Source organism: Erysipelotrichaceae bacterium 66202529 (assembly GCA_017161075.1).
Taxonomy (GTDB): Bacteria; Bacillota_I; Bacilli_A; order Erysipelotrichales; family Erysipelotrichaceae; genus Clostridium_AQ.
Window position 1 is genome coordinate 3,728,334 of sequence record CP046174.1, and the last position, 20,352, is coordinate 3,748,685.

General features: G+C 43.6%; 16 protein-coding genes, 1 tRNA gene, 1 riboswitch and 1 other annotated feature. Of the genes, 6 read left to right on the forward strand and 11 right to left on the reverse strand.

The genetic code is table 11. The features are described from left to right. Positions 1-46: 46 nt before the first annotated feature. The 9 genes from GKZ87_17605 to rplK form a co-directional block, all read right to left on the reverse strand. A complete protein-coding gene (locus GKZ87_17605; protein QSI27170.1) occupies positions 47-1,357 on the reverse strand; it encodes a hypothetical protein in 1,311 nt (436 codons plus the stop codon). 140 nt (positions 1,358-1,497) lie between these two features. Continuing rightward, a tRNA-Ser gene (locus tag GKZ87_17610) sits at positions 1,498-1,586 on the reverse strand. A gap of 167 nt (positions 1,587-1,753) precedes the next feature. Beyond that, positions 1,754-5,614: a DNA-directed RNA polymerase subunit beta' gene (rpoC, locus tag GKZ87_17615; GenBank protein QSI27171.1), complete on the reverse strand. Its 3,861-nt coding sequence runs from the start codon at positions 5,612-5,614 to the stop codon at positions 1,754-1,756. 4 nt (positions 5,615-5,618) lie between these two features. Beyond that, complete coding sequence (locus tag GKZ87_17620; protein ID QSI27172.1) at positions 5,619-9,830, reverse strand: DNA-directed RNA polymerase subunit beta; 4,212 nt, start codon at positions 9,828-9,830, stop codon at positions 5,619-5,621. Positions 9,831-9,930: 100 nt separating this feature from the next. Further along, positions 9,931-10,542: a methyltransferase gene (locus tag GKZ87_17625; GenBank protein ID QSI27173.1), complete on the reverse strand. Its 612-nt coding sequence runs from the start codon at positions 10,540-10,542 to the stop codon at positions 9,931-9,933. A 71-nt stretch (positions 10,543-10,613) separates the two neighbouring features. Further along, a complete protein-coding gene (gene rplL, locus GKZ87_17630; protein ID QSI27174.1) occupies positions 10,614-10,985 on the reverse strand; it encodes a 50S ribosomal protein L7/L12 in 372 nt (123 codons plus the stop codon). Positions 10,986-11,006: 21 nt separating this feature from the next. Further along, positions 11,007-11,528, reverse strand: coding sequence for a 50S ribosomal protein L10 (locus GKZ87_17635; protein ID QSI27175.1), 522 nt, complete (start codon positions 11,526-11,528; stop codon positions 11,007-11,009). 43 nt (positions 11,529-11,571) lie between these two features. Next, positions 11,572-11,698, reverse strand: a sequence feature (ribosomal protein L10 leader region). A gap of 33 nt (positions 11,699-11,731) precedes the next feature. After that, the gene (gene rplA / locus GKZ87_17640; protein ID QSI27176.1) at positions 11,732-12,418 is read right to left on the reverse strand and encodes a 50S ribosomal protein L1; all 687 of its coding nucleotides are present in this window, start codon (positions 12,416-12,418) and stop codon (positions 11,732-11,734) included. A 17-nt stretch (positions 12,419-12,435) separates the two neighbouring features. Continuing rightward, positions 12,436-12,852: a 50S ribosomal protein L11 gene (gene rplK / locus GKZ87_17645; protein ID QSI27177.1), complete on the reverse strand. Its 417-nt coding sequence runs from the start codon at positions 12,850-12,852 to the stop codon at positions 12,436-12,438. A 572-nt stretch (positions 12,853-13,424) separates the two neighbouring features. Here rplK and GKZ87_17650 point away from each other — a divergent pair. After that, positions 13,425-14,393 (forward strand): alpha/beta fold hydrolase, encoded by a 969-nt coding sequence (locus GKZ87_17650; GenBank protein ID QSI27178.1) that lies wholly within the window; start codon positions 13,425-13,427, stop codon positions 14,391-14,393. 90 nt (positions 14,394-14,483) lie between these two features. On the opposite strand, the gene GKZ87_17655 is transcribed toward GKZ87_17650, so the two are convergent. Next, positions 14,484-15,305, reverse strand: a complete 822-nt coding sequence (locus tag GKZ87_17655; GenBank protein QSI27179.1) for a MerR family transcriptional regulator — start codon at positions 15,303-15,305, stop codon at positions 14,484-14,486. A gap of 70 nt (positions 15,306-15,375) precedes the next feature. Continuing rightward, positions 15,376-16,107, reverse strand: coding sequence for a diadenosine tetraphosphatase (locus GKZ87_17660; protein ID QSI27180.1), 732 nt, complete (start codon positions 16,105-16,107; stop codon positions 15,376-15,378). Between the two features lie 130 nt (positions 16,108-16,237). Between GKZ87_17660 and GKZ87_17665 the strand changes: the two genes are divergently transcribed. From GKZ87_17665 to GKZ87_17685, 5 genes are all read left to right on the forward strand, one after another. Beyond that, positions 16,238-16,375 carry a helix-turn-helix domain-containing protein gene (locus GKZ87_17665; GenBank protein ID QSI27181.1) on the forward strand — a complete coding sequence of 46 codons (138 nt, stop codon included), beginning with the start codon at positions 16,238-16,240 and terminating at the stop codon, positions 16,373-16,375. Positions 16,376-16,482: 107 nt separating this feature from the next. Further along, positions 16,483-16,597: riboswitch (FMN riboswitch) on the forward strand. A 135-nt stretch (positions 16,598-16,732) separates the two neighbouring features. Continuing rightward, on the forward strand, positions 16,733-17,833 hold the full coding sequence (gene ribD, locus GKZ87_17670) for a bifunctional diaminohydroxyphosphoribosylaminopyrimidine deaminase/5-amino-6-(5-phosphoribosylamino)uracil reductase RibD (GenBank protein ID QSI27182.1): 1,101 nt from the start codon (positions 16,733-16,735) through the stop codon (positions 17,831-17,833). Then, positions 17,818-18,453 (forward strand): riboflavin synthase, encoded by a 636-nt coding sequence (ribE, locus tag GKZ87_17675; protein QSI27183.1) that lies wholly within the window; start codon positions 17,818-17,820, stop codon positions 18,451-18,453. Before ribD ends, ribE begins: the two co-directional genes overlap by 16 nt. 19 nt (positions 18,454-18,472) lie before the next feature. Continuing rightward, positions 18,473-19,678, forward strand: coding sequence for a bifunctional 3,4-dihydroxy-2-butanone-4-phosphate synthase/GTP cyclohydrolase II (locus GKZ87_17680; protein QSI28010.1), 1,206 nt, complete (start codon positions 18,473-18,475; stop codon positions 19,676-19,678). Next, positions 19,679-20,146, forward strand: coding sequence for a 6,7-dimethyl-8-ribityllumazine synthase (locus GKZ87_17685; GenBank protein QSI27184.1), 468 nt, complete (start codon positions 19,679-19,681; stop codon positions 20,144-20,146). It abuts the gene before it with no gap. Positions 20,147-20,352 lie beyond the last annotated feature (206 nt).

A 20,352-nucleotide genomic window follows, 5' to 3' on the forward strand; every position in this document is an offset into this window, starting at 1 on the left:
AAAAGCAAGAAGCAACGTGTATTTTATACCAGAGCTTCATAAGATTTTATGCTTCTTCATCCCAATAGGATTCAACAATAGGTAACACGCTGTCATGCGGATCCTCACATTCAACAATATACTCAATAAACAGCTTTTCTATATCTTCATCATTTTTAATATCAGCCAAAATCTGATAGGCACTTTTTTTCACTATTCCTGATGGTAGCTTTTTGGCACATAACAGGGCTGTTTGTTTCAATCTTTGATCCTTTTGTAACTTCAAATAGTACAGAATTGCCTCTAATTTCTGTTGATGTTCGTCTGTTATATCGTTTAAACACTCCATAATCAATACAGTCTCTATAGGCTTTCCATAAGTAAGCTTTAAGGCAGTAAACTTAGCATATTCCATCCGTGTCGGATAACTTTTTGAAGAAGTCTTATATTTTTCTTCCCATGTGATGTTATTAACAATCCCTGTTTGGATAGAAAATGGCACTTCCTTGCGTTTTTCTTTTAAAGTGATATGCTTTTTTGGTACATCCTTTGCGTTCACGGTAACAGACGAAAACCAAAGCTTGTCCAGAATACTTTTTTTATCTGCTTCTTTATAGCTCATTCCTGTAAACGGAAGGATTACAATACAATGTAACGGCTTTTTCAATAGAAAAGCAGCACATGCCTTATGATGACCATCTATGATGAAATTCATAAATTCACTGAAATTATATACAATAGCACGAGGATGCTCGGCCTCCTTTGTAAATTTATCTATGTAATATTCAACACGCTTCTCATGAAGACATGAAGCGCTTAGCGTAGGATACAGGTAAATCGGGTGTCCAAAAATATAGCGATAATCATCATCCGGAAGATATACCCCTGCAGTAGCAGGATTCTCTGATAACACATTGCTCGTATCCCAGAAAAATTTACCGTTCCCATCTGTTGGATAACATACTGCATCGGCAATCACATAAAGTCCTGCATCAACCAATCCAAGAATAGGAGTTATATCGTCAATCGATTGTTTTAGCGATGTAAATGGCGTATTCATTCTATTTTGTATGGCTGTAAGCTCTTCACATTCAGTATGTTCTAACCCATAGCCTGTTGCCAGAAGGCTGCTGCATGTTGGACATCCGGAAGAGTTGATTTGTAATAAGGGAATATTATTCAGCATGATCTGGCTGTAATATTGATACTCATCATATTTCCTGCTAATAGAATTATAATTGCGCTCAGAATGATAACGGGTTGTAAGCGCACCTTTACCTTTTACATATACGAGCTGTGCTTCCTTGATAACAGGTACTTCTGATATATCTACATGGCAATCGATATGCGTAATCGATGATTTTATTTTAAAATTCATATGATGATTCCTCTATTCTTAAAATATTGACTTCACATTTTCGACACCAAATATATAAAAAAGGTATAGATACATGGAAAGTCTTTACATAAGGACTTCATTGACTTTCTTTGAAATGTAAATATACCTAATACTTATTCTGGCGCAGCAGAAAGGATTTGAACCTCCGGTGTCAATGACACGCCGGTTTTCGAAACCGGTGCATTAAACCAAACTCTGCCACTGCTGCATATCTATTGATGATTATATAACAGAATAGAAACCTTTTTCAAGACTATTTGAAAAATCATGCTGCTTTATCTGATCTTCCTGATTATTTTGTCTATATTCTATCTACATTATAAAAGAAAAAAACATGCAGTATGGCATTACGCCATTACTACATGTTCTTAATCATTATTCCTGTACTTCAACAGCAGGCTGTTCTGCCGGTATATCCTCACCGTCCATGATCTGCTGAACCATTTCACTAGTCAGACGTTCAGGACCGGCAGGTACGTAAGCCATAAAGTTGTCATCGTCTTCCTTATGGTTGCGCTCCTCACGGATCTCCTTCAGCTCTCTTGCCTTTTCACCAATGATCAGATTCATTGGACGCTCATCACCTACACCGGTTCCCGCAGGAATCAGCTTACCGATGATGACATTCTCCTTCAGACCGATCAGGTAATCCTTTTTACCCTTGATTGCGGCATCCGTCAGAACCTTTGTGGTTTCCTGGAAGGATGCGGCAGACAGGAAGGAATCTGTTTCGACAGATGCCTTGGAAATACCCAGCAATACCGGTTTAAAGGTAGCCGGTACCTGACCGCTCAGCAGAGCCTTACGGTTGATCTTCGTAATTTCCGTCAGGGAAATCTGGACACCAGGATTCAGATGTGTATCGTTACCTTCCAGTACGACAACCTTACGAAGCATCTGACGAATCATAACCTCAACGTGCTTGTCGCTGATTTCGATACCCTGACTCTGGTAAACCTTCTTGACTTCCTTCAGAATGTAGTTCTGTACCTGACGTACACCGGCAACCTTCAATAACTCCTTCGGATCGACCTGACCCTCGGTAATCTTGTCACCAGCTTCCACATGAGCTCCCACCTTCATCCAAGGACGAATTGCCTGGATCAGGGTAACCTTGTGGACAATGCTTTCTTTATCATTGGATACGGTAACCTCGTATCCAGTATCTATCTGATGAATATCGGTGATTTCACCTGTGATTTGTGCCAATACGGCAACACCCTTCGGACAACGAGCCTCAAACAGCTCCTCGACACGAGGAAGACCCTGGGTGATATCTCCACCATCGGCACTTGCCACACCACCGGTATGGAAGGTACGCATGGTCAGCTGGGTACCAGGCTCACCGATTGACTGGGCAGCCATGATTCCGACAGCTTCTCCGACTTCAACATCTTTGCCGGTCGCCATATTGCGGCCGTAGCATTTCTTACATACACCATAGATGGATTTACATGTAAATGCACTACGGATATACATACCCTCAACACCTGCATCCACAACCTTCTGTGCAAGTGCATCGGTAATAAACTCATCACTTTCCAAAATAACCTCACCGGTTTTCGGATCCGTGATTTCCTGCTTGCTGTAACGTCCTACCAGACGGTCAAACAGACTTTCGATGATCGTATTTGTCTTACGGTCAACGATTGCTTCCACCCAATAGCCCTTATCCGTACCACAGTCCTCCTGTTTAACGATAACATCCTGTGCTACGTCAACCAGACGACGTGTCAGATATCCAGACTCGGCTGTTTTCAGCGCGGTATCGGTCAGACCTTTACGCACACCGTGAGTGGAGATAAAGAACTCGGACACATTCAAACCCTCACGGAAGCAGGAGTAAATCGGAACCTCTATGATGGTAGGAACATATTCACCCTTGGCAGACTTGGACTGGTTTGGCTTTGCCATCAGACCACGCATACCAGCCAGCTGTGTAAAGTTGGAGGTATTACCTCGGGCACCGGAACGCGCCATCATACTGATTGGATTTTTACGAGGAAGGTTACCAAGCAGCTCTTCGGCGATATCATCCTTGACATCTGCCCACAGCTTATTCAGGTGACGCTCCCATTCCATCATGGTAAGCTTACCCTTCTTACGCAGTGTTTTCAGCTCTTCGGCCTTTTGTTTACCATATTCCACATGCTCTTCCTTGTGAGGTGCGACCTCGATATCGGACAGAGATACGGTAACACCGGCAACGGTGGAATACTGGAATCCCATATCCTTGATCTGGTCAAGAATCTCACTTGTTTTCTCAGTGGAATAGCGTTTAAAGATTTCACCGATAATTTTTCCGAGGTCTTTCTTTTTGAAAGCCGCAGTAACCGGCATTGCCTTGATAGCTTCCTTTACATCTTTTCCCATTTCCAGGAAGAAACGCTCCGGTGTCGCTACAAAGTTTTCCGCACTGACTTCGTTCAGGAACGGGAAGTCGGTTGGGAACATATTGTTGAAGATGACCTTACCGACCGTTGTCAGCAGGTATTTTCTATTTTGCTCTTCGGTAAAGCTTGCCTTGTTTAAGGCACGGGCAGGAATGGCAATACGGGAGTGCAGATGAATCTGCTGTGTCTGATATGCCATCAAAATCTCATTGATGCTTCCAAACACATGTCCCTCATTATCACCGTAACGGCTCCAGATTGCAGCGGATTTCGGGCAGTCAACCGCATTGTAGCGGTCAGCCTCCTGATAAAATTCCTCTGCGGTTTCCTCCATCGTCAGATAGAAGTTACCCATGACCATATCCTGACCAGGTGTAACGATTGGTTTTCCATCCTTTGGACCAAGGATGTTGTTGCTACCAAGCATCATGACGAGTGCCTCGGCTCTTGCCTCTTCACTCAATGGTACGTGGACAGCCATCTGGTCACCGTCAAAGTCGGCGTTGAAGGCAGTACATACCAGTGGGTGCAGACGCATAGCACGTCCTTCCACCAGCTTCGGTTTGAAGGCCTGGATTCCCAGACGGTGCAGCGTAGGTGCACGGTTCATCAGAACCGGATAGCCGTCAATGACACTTTCCACAATATCCCAGATACGCGGATCCTGACGGTCGATCAGCTTTTCCGCTGTCTTCGGATTGCTTGCAATTTCCTTGTTTACGATTTCATTGATGACAAACGGCTTGAACAGCTGAATTGCCATTTCACGAGGCAGACCGCACTGATACATTTTCAAATCCGGTCCGACCGCGATAACAGAACGTCCGGAGAAGTCAACACGCTTACCAAGCAGGTTCTGACGGAAGCGTCCCTGTTTACCCTTTAAGGAATGAGACAATGACTTCAATGCACGTCCGCCGGCTCCCGTAATCGGTTTAGAACGGCGTCCGTTATCGATCAGTGCATCCACCGCTTCCTGCAGCATTCGCTTTTCGTTCTGTACGATGATAGCCGGTGTACCCAGCTCCAGCAGCTTTTTCAGACGGTTGTTACGTGTGATGACACGGCGATACAGATCATTCAGATCACTTGTCGCAAAACGACCGCCATCCAGCTGCAGCATCGGACGCAGATCAGGCGGGATTACCGGAATTACCGTCATGACCATCCATTCCGGCTTATTGTCGGAGTTACGGAAGGCTTCAACAGTATCCAGACGCTTGATCAGCTTTTTACGCTTTTCACCCTGTGCTGATTCCAGAGCATCCTGAATATGCTTGAATTCAGCCTCCAGGTCAACCTCTGTCAACAGCGTCAGCGCTGCTTCGGCACCGGTCTGGGCAGTAAAGCTGCCCGGGCCGTAAATTGCCATGTTTTCGCGGTACTCACGTTCAGAGAGTACCTGCTTGTATTCCAGCTTCGTATCCTTAGGATCCGTTACGATCCAGGATACGAAGTACACAACCTCTTCCAGCTGCTTTGGTGTAACATCCAGCAGCAGTGCCATACGGCTTGGAATACCGCGCAAATACCAGATGTGCGCAACCGGAGCCGCAAGCTCAATATGTCCCATACGCTCACGACGAACGCTGGATTTTGTAATTTCTACACCACAACGGTCACATACAACACCCTTGTAGCGTACCTTCTTATATTTTCCACAGTAGCATTCCCAGTCCTTGCTCGGCCCGAAAATTCTTTCACAGAACAATCCATCTCTTTCAGGCTTCTGAGAACGGTAGTTGATCGTCTCTGGTTTCTTTACTTCACCATGACTCCATTCGTGGATTCGATCAGGTGAAGCCAGGCTTACCTGAATTGAGGCAAAATTATTAACACTCATTTACTTACGCCTCCTCTTCATTTTCATCATCGCTCAGCTCAATGTCTTCATCTTCCATGAAGTCATCAGCCACTGCATCGTCATCCAGAAGAATTTCATCTTCGGATTCGTCTTCTGCGACAGCATCTTCCTCTTCTACTTCCAAATCACTGATATCTTCCTCACCGACAGGCTCTGCGGCAGGAATCGGAGGCAGAGTTGCGGCTGCTTCGCTGTTGTCCTCCTTGCTGATGTCTACTTCGTTACCGTCTTCATCCAGCATCTTCACGTCGATGGCAAGAGCCTGCAGCTCGTGCTTCAATACGCGGAAGGATTCTGGAATACCCGGTTCTGGAATATCTTTTCCCTTGATAATTGCTTCGTAGGTCTTTGTACGGCCGACGATATCATCGGATTTCACAGTCAGGATTTCCTGCAGAGTATGAGCGGCACCATAAGCCTCCAGTGCCCAAACCTCCATCTCACCAAATCTCTGACCACCGTTTTGTGCCTTACCACCTAACGGCTGCTGTGTTACCAGGGAATATGGTCCGGTTGCACGCGCATGCAGCTTATCGTCAACCATGTGGGCCAGCTTGATCATATACATGACACCGACAGAAATTCGTTCATCAAACGGTTCACCGGTACGACCATCATACAGTACCTGTTTGCCATCCACGGTCATTTCCGCTTCCTTCATGATATCACTCAGCTCGGTGTTGTTGATACCATCGAATACCGGCGTGGAGAATTTCACGCCCAGCTTCTTCGCAGCATATCCCAAATGAATCTCCAGTACCTGACCGATGTTCATACGGGAAGGCACACCAAACGGGTTCAGCATGATATCAACCGGTGTTCCATCCGGCATATAAGGCATATCCTCTACAGGAAGAATCTTGGAGATGACACCCTTGTTACCGTGACGTCCGGCCATTTTATCACCCTCAGAAATCTTACGCTTCTGAACGATGTATACTTTTACTGTTTCATTGACTCCAGGCGGAAGGTCGTGTCCTTCGCTTCTTTTGAAGACGCGGATGGAGTGAACGATACCGGCACCACCATGCGGTACCTTCAGGGAGTTATCACGTACCTCACGTGATTTCTCACCGAATATTGCCAGCAGCAGCTTTTCCTCTGGAGAGATTTCACTCTGCCCCTTCGGTGTTACCTTACCGACCAGGATATCGCCTTCCATAACCTCTGCACCGACCATGATAATACCGCGGCTGTCCAGATTACGGCATGCGTTCTCACTCACGTTTGGAATATCGCGGGTAATTTCTTCCGGCCCCAGCTTCGTTTCACGGCAGTCAATGTCGTATTCTTCAATATGAATGGAGGTATACACATCATCGCGAACCAGACGTTCACTCATGATGATGGCATCCTCATAGTTATATCCGTACCATGTCATATAAGCGATGGTAACGTTTTGTCCAAGTGCCAGCTCTCCCTTTTCCATGGATGGACCATCGGCAAGGATATCACCCTTTTCGATGCGCTCTCCCTTGGAAATGATCGGGCTCTGGTTAATGTTGGTTCCGTTGTTGGAGCGCTGGAATTTACGCAGACGGTATTCTCTGCGGTTTCCGTCGTTCTCGCTGACGATGATTCTTTGAGAGTCGACATATTCAACGACACCGTTTTCTTTCGCAACAATACCGACACCGGAATCCTTTGCGATTTTATACTCTACTCCGGTTCCTACATACGGGGAATGCGGCTGTAACAGAGGAACGGCCTGACGCTGCATGTTCGCACCCATGAGGGCACGGGAAGCATCATCGTTTTCCAGGAACGGTACGCAGGCAGTCGCAACTGATACGATCTGTTTCGGTGAAACGTCGGCCAGCTCTACCTCTTCACGTCTTGCGATGATGGTATCTCCAGCTTTACGTGCTACGACATGCTCGTTAATCAAACGGCCTTCCACTACCTCGTTGGCCTGTGCGATGACATAATCGGCTTCTTCATCCGCAGACAGATAAATTGCTTCTTCCTGTACGGTTCCATCCGCATTTACAATACGGTACGGTGTCTGAATGAAGCCGTATTCGTTAATTTTTCCATAGGTGGTCAGATTGGAAATCAGACCGATGTTTGGACCTTCTGGTGTCTCGATCGGACAGATACGTCCATAGTGAGAGCTGTGAACGTCACGAACCTCATAGCTCGCACGGTCACGGGTGATACCACCAGGCCCCAATGCGGAAATACGGCGCTTGTTTGTCAGCTCAGCAAGCGGATTCTGCTGATCCATGAACTGAGACAGCTGAGAGGAGGAGAAGAACTCCTTGATTGCCGCTGTCAGCGGACGGATATTGGTCAGCTTCTTCGGTGTCAGGGTTGCGATATCCGCAATGGACATACGCTCCTTAACCACACGCTCCATACGGCTTAAACCGATACGGAACTGATTCTGAATCAGCTCTCCGACGGAACGGATACGACGGTTTCCCAGCATATCGATATCATCGGTATCTCCAACACCCTCCATATTGTTCAGATTGTAGGCATAGAATGCATACATATCGGAAATAGTAATGGTGTGCTTGTCAGCGTATGGGTCATTTCCCAACACCTTGACAACTGCTCCATCGTGGTCACGAACCAGGACCTCCTGAATCGCAGCACCGACGAGCCATGCATATAAGACAGCACCGTTGTTTACCTTCGCTTTGATTTCATCAACCGCTGTTACGCTCAGTGCTTCCGGCTTGTGACGAGGCGTGTAACCATCCACGAAGAAATCGCCTTCCTCGTTGACAACATCTTCCCCATTTGTATCCGTCAAACGGGCAAATGCATACATTCTCTGTCCATAATTGAGGACAGCATTAACGTTTTCTCTGGTCAGGGCAACCTTCTTGGCAATGATACCGCCATGAACCGCTACCTTTTCCACACCCTTGACAATCGCTTCCACATCCTGCTCACTCAGGATGCTTCCTTCGTACAGCGTACCATCCTCCAGCTCAACATCGCCTGCCAGAACACGTCCGACAAGACCGAGATGATTGCTGCTAGGTACATAAACCTTGTCCGGATGATTGAACAGCGGATTGAACGGGAATGCATTGACATGCATACCTTTTTCCAGCTCGTTGCGCAGTGCATTTCTCTCATCACGGTTTACCATGGTGCCGCTTGGCATAAACACATTCCCATCCGCATCCAGAATATCCTGTGCCAGATGGTGCTTATCAATACGGTTGATCGCATTCAGCTTTTTACGCAGCTTGTAACGTCCTGCTTTGGTCAGGTCATAACGGCGCGGATCAAAGAACTTCGCGTTCATCAGTGTGATGGAACCATCCAGTGTAGGGATTTCATCGGAACGCTGGTTTTCGTAGATGGACAGTAACGCCTCCTGTGTTGTCTTGACCTTATCTGCCATCAATGTATTTTCGATTTCCTCGTACTTACCGAAGAAAGATGCATATAATGTAAGGTACAGATTCATGAACTCGCGGTCTTCATCATCAATCGCTACATCTTCCACGATATCTCTTCCCATAGCCTTCAGGAAGGTTTTGATCTGCATGGTATCATGTGCATCCTCACTTCTGTCCAGATCCACAGACATACCGATGGCTTTGAACAGAATTGATGACAGCATTTTACGTTTCCGGTCAATGCTCATGTTTAAAACACGTCCTGTAGACGCTTTTTTCACTTCTGTCAGAAATTCCAGCCATGTTCCACGGCTTGGAATCAGTTCACAGGCAAAGGATTCCTTTCCTGTTTTTTCCTCATATCCAGTGGAAAAGTACGCACCCGGGGAACGCACGATCTGCGAAACGATGACACGCTCCGCTCCATTGATAATAAAGGTACCGGTTTCCGTCATCAGCGGGAAGTCCCCAAGGAAGACATCCTCCCATTTGTTGATAACCTCACCAGTTGTGTTATCTGTTATTTCAAGCTCCATACGGGCTTTCAAAGGTGCCGCGAAGTTACATTCACGATACATTGATTCCTCCGCATTGAATTTCGGCTCTCCAAATTCATAGCCGGCGAATTTCAGCTTGATATTTCCTCCATAGTTCTGAATCGGGTAAATCTCATTAAAAACTTCCCCAATTCCTTCGTTCTTGAACCACTCGAAGGAGTCCGTCTGAATTTCTACCAGGTTTGGCAGTTCCAGATGCCCGCTTACTTTTGAGTAGTCTCGACGCTCTGCCTTTTTACCGGAAGCGACAATACGATAAGGCTGTTTTTTGTCCATGTACGCCATCCTTTCTACAAGTTTCACCTATCAAAATAAGGCATAAAAACCCATTTTAATATTTTAGTATTATGCAATTTATTATAATATCAACTGTTTGTCAAATTGTCAATGCTTTTTTTGCTTTTAGTATGAAATATCCTTTTTCCCTGTGAATGATATCGCAATTTCCAAACACTTCTTTTATTTTCGTTACGGCGCTGAGTGCTCCCTGCTGTTTTCGTATCACGACCCACAGGGTACCCTGATCTGCCAGGTGATTCCATGCCTCTTCGAAGATTTTATAGATGACGTTTTTACCGGCACGAATCGGTGGATTTGTTATGATATCAGTAAAAGTATTCCCACTTACCTGTTCATATACATCGGATACATGAATGTTTGCCTCAATATTATTTTTTTCAGCATTGTCTTTGGCAAGCGCCACCGCTCTGGGATTGACATCCACCATTTCAACCTGCTTATCTGGCCAGGCCTTTTTGGCAACGATTCCCACAACACCATAGCCGCAGCCCATGTCCAGAAGTTGGTTTCCCAGCTCTTCCTCATGCTCATGCAGCGTATTGAGCAGCACGCGTGTTCCAAAGTCAACACTGTCCTTGGAGAATACACCGTTATCGGTTATAAAAGAAACGTTAAAACACCAAAACCGGAAAGATATTTCCTTCCGGTTTTCTGCTAAATGACGATTATCTGTAAAGTAATGATCCATCGTTATCCCGCCTTTTTAGGTGACAAAAAGCCTTTCGGCTTTTTGTTGTTTGTAAAATGTGTAAGTGTGAATTACTTGATTTCTACAGAAGCACCAGCGTCCATCAGTTTCTTCTTGATTTCTTCTGCTTCTTCCGGTTTGATGTTTTCCTTGATTACGCTTGGTGCCTTGTCAACCAGACCCTTAGCGTCAACCAGACCTAAACCAGTGATTTCACGTACTGCCTTGATGACAGCAACCTTTGTTCCACCGATGTCAGTCAGTGTTACAGTTACTTCGCTAGGTCCTGCAGCAGCAGCGTCGTCTGCTACAGCAGCTACAGCAACTGGTGCAGCAGCTGTTACACCGAATTTTTCTTCGATTGCTTTTACTAATTCGTTAAGTTCTAAGATGGTAGCTTCTTCTAAGTAAGCTAAGATATCTTCCTGTGCTAATTTTGCCATTTTCATTTTCCTCCTGTAAGTTTATTCCTGTGGAGCTGCTTCTTCAGCAGAACCTCCGTCTTTTGCGTCAGCCACTGCCTTAACAGCACATGCGAATCCACGTACTGGAGACTGCAGACAGCTTAACAGCATTGATAACATACCTTCACGGTTCGGCAGACTGGATAGTTCCTTAATGGTATCTACACCAACAACTTTTCCTTCTACGATTCCGCTTTTCAATACCAAGTGTTCATGCTTCTTAGCAAATTTTGCCAGAACACGCGCAGGAGCAACTGCGTCACCACCAAATGCGATGGCGTTAGGTCCGATCAGATCCTTTGTAAGATCATCCGCACCTGCTTCAACAGCAGCACGCTGAGCCAGTGAGTTTTTGTAAACCTTGAACTCAACACCTTCTTCGCGCAGATTTCTACGTAACTCGGTTACTTCGGCAACGCTAAGTCCACGGTACTCAACAACGACAGTTGACTGAGATTCTTTCATTTTCTGAGCAATTTCAGAAACGACCGCTTTCTTGCTATCGATAATCGCCTGGTTCATAACTTCACACCTCCTAAATTTATATGTAACAATATACCCTTTAAGAGTGATATAAAAACACCCGCAGACATAGACAGACTACGGGTGAAAGTTTAGTATCTAACTTTTACCTCGGTAACATGATTAAGCCTGACGGCCGTTACTGTCTATGGTATATTGATAACATCTGATATTTTAACCTGCTAACGATACTTTGTCAATCGTTATTTTTCAACAGCTACTTTGACACCAGGTCCCATGGTAGTGGAAATTACCAGGTTTTTGATGTAAGTACCCTTTACAGCTGCAGGACGTGCTTTTGAGATAACCTTCAGCAGTGCATTGAAGTTGTCAACCAGCTTCTCATCGTCAAAGCTTACTTTTCCGATCATCAGGTTGATGTTACCTTCTTTGTCTACACGGTATTCAACTTTACCCTTTTTGATATCTTCAACAGCTTTTGCTACATCCATGGTAACCGTACCTGTCTTAGGGTTTGGCATTAAGCCCTTTGGCCCTAACAGACGTCCCAGTTTACCAAGCTCACCCATCATGTTAGGAGTCGCAACGATAACATCGAAGTCGAACCATCCCTTCTGGATGTCTTCCAGCAGTTCTTTTCCACCGACGAAATCTGCGCCGGCATCCTTAGCTTCCTGCTCCTTTGGTCCCTGAGTAATAACACAAACCTTCTGTGTTTTACCAGTTCCGTGTGGAAGAACCATCGCACCACGGATCTGCTGATCAGCGTGACGAGGATCCACGTTTAATTTGAAGCTAACTTCAACAGATGCGTCGAATTTAGCGATGTTTGTCTCTTTTGCTAATTTTACTGCTTCGGCTACTGAATAAGTTTTCGTGCGATCAACTTTTTTAGCAGCTTCTGCATATTTTTTACCGAATTTTGCCATTTTGTTTTCCGCCTTTCTTATTCAAAACCTTCAACTTCAACACCCATGTTTTTAGCAGTACCTGCGACAATACGCATAGCAGCTTCCACATCGTTAGCATTTAAGTCTGGCATTTTGTATTCTGCGATTTCACGCAGCTGATCTACTGTGATTTTTCCAGAGATCTCTTTCTGGTTTCCTGAAGCTTTTTTGATTCCAGCAGCTTTTTTGATCATCATAGCAGCCGGAGTTGTTTTGATTACGAAGTCAAAGCTCTTGTCTTCGTATGCAGTAATGATAACTGGAACGACATCACCGGCACGTTCTTTCGTAGCATCGTTGAATGCTGTACAGAACTGCGGCATGTTGATACCGGCAGAAGCCAGTGCAGGTCCCGGTCTAGCTCCCCCTGCAGGGAACTGAAGTTTACAAACTTTTGCAACTTTCTTACTCACAAGACATTCCTCCTATATTTAAAAAGTCTTATGCAGTGGTCAGAATGAAGGGTTGCCTCCTTCTCCCACGCATGAAAATACCACGAAACCGCGGTACTTAGTATTGTAATATGATTCAATCGGAATTGCAACTGTTTTTTTCATAAATTACATGCAGCAGTCCTCCTGTTCCTGTACACAGTCCTTTGGATAATAGAAAAATATCAGTATGCGATAGAAAACGATACAATAGGAGCGGTTTCATTGGCTTCTATTCTGGCAGCTCCTAGTTCATTTATATAGTGATGATTTGGCTGTGTATAGTAACGCCTTCCTATACAATATAGCAGGATGGGTGCTGGAAGCATATGGATCATTCAAAAATACTCCACGCATACGGCTATTGTTTACACCCCACCTGACATGATGTTTTCCTAGAAAACCTTTATCGGCATACGCTCCTTTCATCGAAATCTGATACAGCAGCTTGATCCGATACATGCCATGCGCGATATGTAAACGTTTCCACTCGTATTTTTAGCAAATTCATTATATAATATAGATAACAAACGAAATAGATGGGAGCTGACAACATGAGCAAAAAATTAAAAATCATTACCGGGCTGGGGGCAGCGTCCACACTGGCTGCCGCTACGGATTTCTTTTTATGCCGGACATTGTTTGACCAGACGCTGAACCGCAAAAAGCTGAAAAAGGGGAAGCAGCTGAGTCTGGCAGATGCGGATTTAAACGATGAACAGAAGACACGGCGTCACAAGGAGCTGCTGCTGTGTAAGAAATGGATACAGAATGTTGCGGTTGATAAGGTATCCGTGGAGAGTGAGGATCAGGTTCAACTGGTGGGTATGATTTATCCTTCCCCTGACCATACATCCCATCGCTGGGTGATTGCTCTGCATGATTACGCCTGCTGCAAGGAGGATATGCGTCCTGTGGCAAGAGCATTTCATGAACAGGGCTACCATGTGCTTACCCCGGATGCACGCGCACACGGAGAAAGTGAAGGCTCATTGATTTCCCTTGGCTGGAATGAGCGCAGGGATTTACTACGCTGGATTGATGCGGTGCTGGAAATGGATTCCCAGGCGGAAATCGTTCTGTATGGCATCTCTATGGGAGCAGATACAATTCTGTTCTGTCCGCAGGAAAAACTGCCTGCTGCAGTACGCTGTATCATTGAAGACGGCGGCTACACCTCTGTATATGACATCCTGTCCTGGCAGATGACACATTATTATAAAATGCCTCCCTTCCCGATTCTGGACTCCATGGGCGTCCTTGTAAAACAGAAAATGAAATTCTCCATCCGCAAGGCAAGCGCTTTGCCGAAGATGGAAAAAGCCCTTCTTCCTACGCTGTTTCTGCATGGGGAAAAGGATGTGCATGTACCCTGTGATATGGCATTTTCCTTATATGATGCCTGTCAGTCCGCAAAGGATCTCTACATTGTGGAAAACAGCGGACACAGAGCCAATATGTATGAGCAGCCAAAGGCATATTATCAAAAGATTTTCCGCTTTCTCGATGAGCATATGAAATAGCTTATACCGGAATTGCTAACACTGAACGTATACAGCAAAAACAATCCTGTGCGCTTCTAAAACAGGATTGTTTTCTTTTGTCTTCTTTAATTATTTACGAATTGGGAAACAAATTTCTGTCACAAATTCCTCCGGATTGTCACACTGCCCCCAGCCCTTGTGATAGATGCAGAAATTTGCGCCATCCAGCTCATAGCCGTTTTCCTTGATCCACATGGTAATCGCCATACAGACCTCACTGATCTGGCTGTAATCTCCGGTAAAGGTCACACTTGCCACGGCTTCATCCTTCAACTGACGAAACCGGATATCCTCAACATCCTCACAGCTGCCGACTACCTCAACGGCAATTTCCACATCGACATCCTTTTCTTTAAAGCCCTCATCATAGAAATATGCGCGTGCGTGCTGGGGCTGTGCAAAGGTGACATTCAGATGCTTTTCCGCAAAAATGCTGTACATCCTCTTCCATACCAGATCCTCCCGTTCATATGCGGGAATCACGGTGCGCAGGGTTGCGGCATACACACCCCTAATCTGTTTGACTTCTACAGTATAATCCATAAACGTATCCTCCTTATCGAGCAGCAGCTGTGCCCGTTCCAGTCGGATCAGTGTATTCGAAATTTTTTGCTGTTCCTCCTCCAGCTCCTTCCTGCGTATCTGAAAATATCGCTGAATCTGCTTTGGGCTGTCGTACTGCCTCATGATTTCCTCCATCATGGCAACACTGAAGCCGGCTTCCTTTAGAAACCGTATTTTAGCAGCCTCAAAAATCTGTTCATGTGCATAAAAGCGATATCCGCTCTCCTCATCCACATGACACGGCTTCAACAGATTATGCTTTTCATAATAGCGCAGCATCCGGATACTGATCCTAGACAGCTTCGAAAAATCACCGATCTTTAACATACAGGTACCTGCCTTTCCTGAGCTCATGTGAAGTATACGCTATGACACAATGTCAGAGTCAATCCCTCTTTTAAAAATATTGTACAGTTCGTGTATCCAGGCAGACAACACCCAAGCGGGTATGCATATCATCAGCAGCACAGCCGCAGTCAATGTCCATAATATGAGCTGTTTTCAGATCATCAGTATCTGTCCAGACGGCATACGGGCGGGTATCCTGAAAAAACAATGTCGGTGTATGTCCAACAACTACCGTGCGGTCAGAAAACGGTATTTCATGCACATCCATGCGGTCCCATACAAACTGCTCAATTGTCGCATCACTGTCCCTGATACTCTGTTGTGTAACGATACCCTGTGTAAATTGCGGAAGAGCACTGCCATGTGCAAGATAAAACAGCTCATCCTTCACTCTGAGATCACAGACGGCAAGCGGGAGCTGATCCAGATAGTCTAGAAGTTCACGCTGCTCTGTTTCCTTCAGGCGCTCAAAGGCATTTATGGTCGTAATACAGTGATTGCGTTTCCAGCGGTCGATTACCTCCCAAGCCGTTTGCATATCGGTTATCACATGGTGTACCGCCTCATAGTACTGCTTCATCATATATTCGTGATTTCCCAGCAGCATCACAACATGCTCACGCGTCATCACATCGCGGAGTATGGCAATCCCATCTGGCCCGCGGTCAATCACATCCCCCAGTATATACAGGGTGTCCTCCTCCTTCAGTGCAAGAGCCTCCAGCATGGCATCATAGCGATCCTTCAGACCATGTACATCACTCATGACATAGGTACTCATAAAAGTCCCTCCTCTCATTAACTGCCAGTTGAATTTTTCAACGAAATGTTAACCTGTGCTCCATTGCAGGAAGCTCTGTCCTGCCGTATACTATAGATACAGGTACTTGTAGAAAGCAAAGGTAATATGTATGGATATAGGAAAAAACATCGCCCGTCTTCGTCATGAATTGGGCTATACCCAGGAAGCACTGGCAGCGCGGCTTCATGTCAGCTCTGCGGCTGTCAGTAAATGGGAACATGGAGTTTCCCAAACAAAAGGATATTAAGAAATAACCTGTGTTTACCTGCTTGCAAATTATTGTATTTGACGAATGAGAAAAAACTTTCTATTGACAGAAATAATGTCAAATATTATAATTGTCTGTAATTGAATAACTATCTTCAGGGCAGGGTGCAATTCCCTACCGGTGGTACAGCCAACGAGCCGAAAGGCATGATTTGGTGAAATTCCAAAGCCGACAGTATAGTCTGGATGAAAGAAGATGAAAGTATATTTATGCTTTTTTGCGTGCTCTGAAATGATTTCGTATCGTTTCGGAGCATTTTATTTAATCGCATAAATCCTCTTTTGCATGTCTTGGATAGCTTTTATTCAAGGCATGTATTTTTTTGGAGGTGTAAAAATGAGCGATGCAGAATACATGAAATTAGCAATAGAATTGGCAAAAAAAGGTGCTGGCTATGTCAATCCTAATCCTATGGTTGGAGCAGTAATTGTAAAAGATAATCGGATTATAGGACAGGGATACCATGAAACTTTTGGTGGAATGCATGCTGAAAGAAATGCACTTAAAAATTGCAGGGAATCACCTATAGGATCAACACTTTATGTAACACTTGAACCATGCTGTCATTATGGAAAGACACCACCTTGTACAGAAATAATTATTGCCAGTGGCATTACAAGAGTAGTCGTTGGAACTTTAGACTGTAATCCTATTGTGTCTGGAAAAGGTGTAAAAATACTTGAGAAAAACAATATTCAAGTTGATGTGGGCATTTTAGAAAAAGAGTGCCAGCAGTTAATCAAAGTTTTTAGAAAATATGTTACAAAGCACATTCCCTATGTTTTTATGAAATATGCAATGACACTAGACGGAAAGATAGCAACTTATACAAATCAATCAAAATGGGTAAGTGGAGAAGAAGCGAGAAAACAGGTACATCAACTTCGGCATAAGGTTACTGCAATCATGGTAGGAGTCAATACTGTTATTCAAGATAATCCTTTACTGACATGCCGATTAGAGAATGGAAAAAATCCTATCCGTATCGTATGTGATACAAATTTAAGAACACCCATTACATCAAAAATTATAAAAACAGCGAATGATATTAAGACTTATATTGCTACTTCTTCTAGTGATGAAAGTAAGATAGGTCTTTATAGAAAATACGGTTGTGAAATTATTCATACAAAGAAAAAAGGTAATCATATTGACTTAATGAATTTAATGCAATGTTTAGGAAATATGCAGATAGATAGCCTGCTTTTAGAGGGCGGAAGTGCAATGAATTGGAGTGCTCTTGAACAACAAATTGTCGATGAGGTGCAAGTCTATATAGCACCCAAAATATTTGGTGGGAGTGCAAAAAGTCCTGTAAGCGGGCAAGGGGTTGCTTTTCCTGATGATGCCGTTATGCTTAAACCGTATGCTTTTTCTCAAGTAGGAAATGATTATCTCATAGAAAGTGAAGTGATTTATTCATGTTTACAGGAATAATAGAGGAAATCGGTAAAATAGAAAAAATACAGAAAGATATTTGTAACTGTAAACTATCCATTAAGGCTTCAAAAATATTAGAAGATATACATTTAGGGGATAGCATAGCAGTAAATGGCATTTGCCTTACAGTTACTTGTTTTAATCGCCAGTCTTTCACAGTTGATGTGATGAATGAAACATGGAATAGAACAGCTCTTAGTCTATTAAAACATGGAAGTTGTGTGAATTTAGAAAGAGCTATACCTATGAATGGCAGGTTGGGCGGTCATATTGTTACAGGGCATATTGATGGAACAGGCAGAATATCTTCTGTGCGTAGAGAGAAAAATGCTATGTGGTATCAAATCAATACGAAAAGAGAAATCTTAAATTTAATTGTCGAAAAAGGCTCGATTGCTATTGACGGTATTAGTCTTACTGTCGCAAAAGTATCGAAAACAGACTTTTTAGTATCCGTTATCCCACATACTTTAGAGCAAACAGTTCTCAAGGATAAACAAATTGGGAATATGGTTAATCTTGAAAATGATATATTAGGTAAATATGTGCAGAAACTCATAGACAACAGCAATAAAACGGAGTTATCGAAAGAGTTATTATGCCAATATGGATTTTAACAGAAAGGATAAAGGAATAATGAAATATCAAAAAATAAAAGCGGCATTGCAGGCGTTACAAGAGGGAAAACTTGTTTTGGTTATGGATGATAAAGAGAGAGAAAATGAGGGAGATTTGATTTGTTCGGCACAATCGGCTACAACAGAAAATGTTAATTTCATGGCGACTTATGCAAAAGGCTTAATCTGTATGCCTATGAGTGAAAGTCTAGCTAACCAACTTATGCTTTCCCCTATGGTTGAAAATAATACAGATAACCATGAAACTGCCTTTACGGTTTCTATTGATTATAAGGATACTACAACAGGTATTTCTGCCGAAGAAAGAGGATTGACGGCTCGTATGTGTGTGGTTGAGAATATAAATCCCTTTGATTTTCGTAGACCGGGGCACATGTTTCCTCTGATTGCAAAAAATGGAGGTGTTCTGGAAAGGAACGGACATACGGAAGCAACTGTTGACTTATTGAGGTTGGCAGGATTAAAAGAATGTGGCTTATGCTGTGAAATCATGAATGAAAACGGGAAAATGATGAGAACACCTGATTTAATTCAATTTTCTCAAACACACCATATACCTACCCTCACAATTAAAGAATTACAGGAATATAGAAAAGTATATGATATACTTGTAGAATGTGTTTCGATTGTAGAAATGCCCACAAAATACGGAAAATTCAAAGCACATTGTTATATCAACAAACTGAATGGAGAACATCATATTGCATTGGTTATGGGAAATTTGGATAATGGAAACGATGTGTTATGTCGTGTTCACTCAGAGTGCTTAACAGGAGATGTTTTTGGTTCTTTACGCTGTGATTGCGGACAGCAGTTAGATAAAGCTATGAAAATGATTGCAGAAAATGGTTCAGGTGTATTGCTTTATATGCGACAAGAAGGACGAGGTATCGGACTTGTCAATAAACTAAAAGCCTATCATTTGCAGGATAACGGTATGGATACCCTTGACGCTAACCTTGCATTAGGATTTCAAGGCGATTTAAGAGAATATTATATTGGAGCACAGATTTTAAGAGATTTGGGAATAAAATCATTGCATTTACTTACAAATAATCCTGATAAAGTTTATCAGTTAGAAGATTATGGAATGAGAATTTCAAGCAGAGTACCGATTGAAATAGAAGCAAATCCTTATGATAGTTTTTATTTGAAAACAAAGAAAGACCGAATGGGGCACATTTTGAATATGGAGGAAAAATAAATGAATACTTTTGAAGGCAATTTAGTGGCAGAAAATATTAAAATAGGTATTGTTGTAGCAAGGTTTAATGAGTTTATAACTTCAAAGCTATTAGCAGGAGCATTAGACAATTTGAAAAGAGAAAATGTTAGCGAAAAGGATATAGAGGTGGCTTGGGTTCCGGGAGCATTTGAAATACCGTTGATAGCGTCTAAAATGGCAAAAAGTAAAAAATATGATGCGATTATTTGTTTAGGGGCAGTTATTCGAGGCAGTACAAGCCATTATGATTATGTGTGTAGTGAGGTATCAAAGGGAATTGCCCAAATCAGTTTAAATACCGAAATACCTGTTATGTTCGGTGTTCTTACGACAGATACGATTGAACAGGCGATAGAACGAGCTGGTAGTAAAGCAGGAAATAAAGGCTCTGAATGTGCACAAGGAGCTATTGAAATGGTAAATTTAATTCGTACATTAGAGGTATAATTTGATTGGTAGATTAAAAGTTAGAGCGAAAAAGCATAATAGGCGAAGTGATCCATTCGCGGTGGCTGTCGAAGACATAGAGCCACGCCAGCTTGCTGGCGAGGGAATGGTTCACTTCGTCTGTGAGCGAGCCTATGGCGAGCGATTATCAAGCCCCCGTTATCTAACAAGGGGGGCATAAAAAACAAGAAACAATAGACGTTAGC

What these genes read in the sequence shown, in the direction of transcription:
- GKZ87_17625 (QSI27173.1), bottom strand. Translation starts at nt 10,542, where the DNA reads ATGGATCATTACTTTACAGATAATCGTCATTTAGCAGAAAACCGGAAG.
- GKZ87_17650 (QSI27178.1), top strand. Translation starts at nt 13,425, where the DNA reads ATGAGCAAAAAATTAAAAATCATTACCGGGCTGGGGGCAGCGTCCACA.
- ribD (QSI27182.1), top strand. Translation starts at nt 16,733, where the DNA reads ATGAGCGATGCAGAATACATGAAATTAGCAATAGAATTGGCAAAAAAA.
- rplL (QSI27174.1), bottom strand. Translation starts at nt 10,985, where the DNA reads ATGGCAAAATTAGCACAGGAAGATATCTTAGCTTACTTAGAAGAAGCT.
- GKZ87_17620 (QSI27172.1), bottom strand. Translation starts at nt 9,830, where the DNA reads ATGGACAAAAAACAGCCTTATCGTATTGTCGCTTCCGGTAAAAAGGCA.
- GKZ87_17680 (QSI28010.1), top strand. Translation starts at nt 18,473, where the DNA reads ATGAAATATCAAAAAATAAAAGCGGCATTGCAGGCGTTACAAGAGGGA.
- GKZ87_17685 (QSI27184.1), top strand. Translation starts at nt 19,679, where the DNA reads ATGAATACTTTTGAAGGCAATTTAGTGGCAGAAAATATTAAAATAGGT.
- GKZ87_17665 (QSI27181.1), top strand. Translation starts at nt 16,238, where the DNA reads ATGGATATAGGAAAAAACATCGCCCGTCTTCGTCATGAATTGGGCTAT.
- GKZ87_17605 (QSI27170.1), bottom strand. Translation starts at nt 1,357, where the DNA reads ATGAATTTTAAAATAAAATCATCGATTACGCATATCGATTGCCATGTA.
- ribE (QSI27183.1), top strand. Translation starts at nt 17,818, where the DNA reads ATGTTTACAGGAATAATAGAGGAAATCGGTAAAATAGAAAAAATACAG.
- rpoC (QSI27171.1), bottom strand. Translation starts at nt 5,614, where the DNA reads ATGAGTGTTAATAATTTTGCCTCAATTCAGGTAAGCCTGGCTTCACCT.
- GKZ87_17635 (QSI27175.1), bottom strand. Translation starts at nt 11,528, where the DNA reads ATGAACCAGGCGATTATCGATAGCAAGAAAGCGGTCGTTTCTGAAATT.
- GKZ87_17655 (QSI27179.1), bottom strand. Translation starts at nt 15,305, where the DNA reads ATGTTAAAGATCGGTGATTTTTCGAAGCTGTCTAGGATCAGTATCCGG.
- rplA (QSI27176.1), bottom strand. Translation starts at nt 12,418, where the DNA reads ATGGCAAAATTCGGTAAAAAATATGCAGAAGCTGCTAAAAAAGTTGAT.
- GKZ87_17660 (QSI27180.1), bottom strand. Translation starts at nt 16,107, where the DNA reads ATGAGTACCTATGTCATGAGTGATGTACATGGTCTGAAGGATCGCTAT.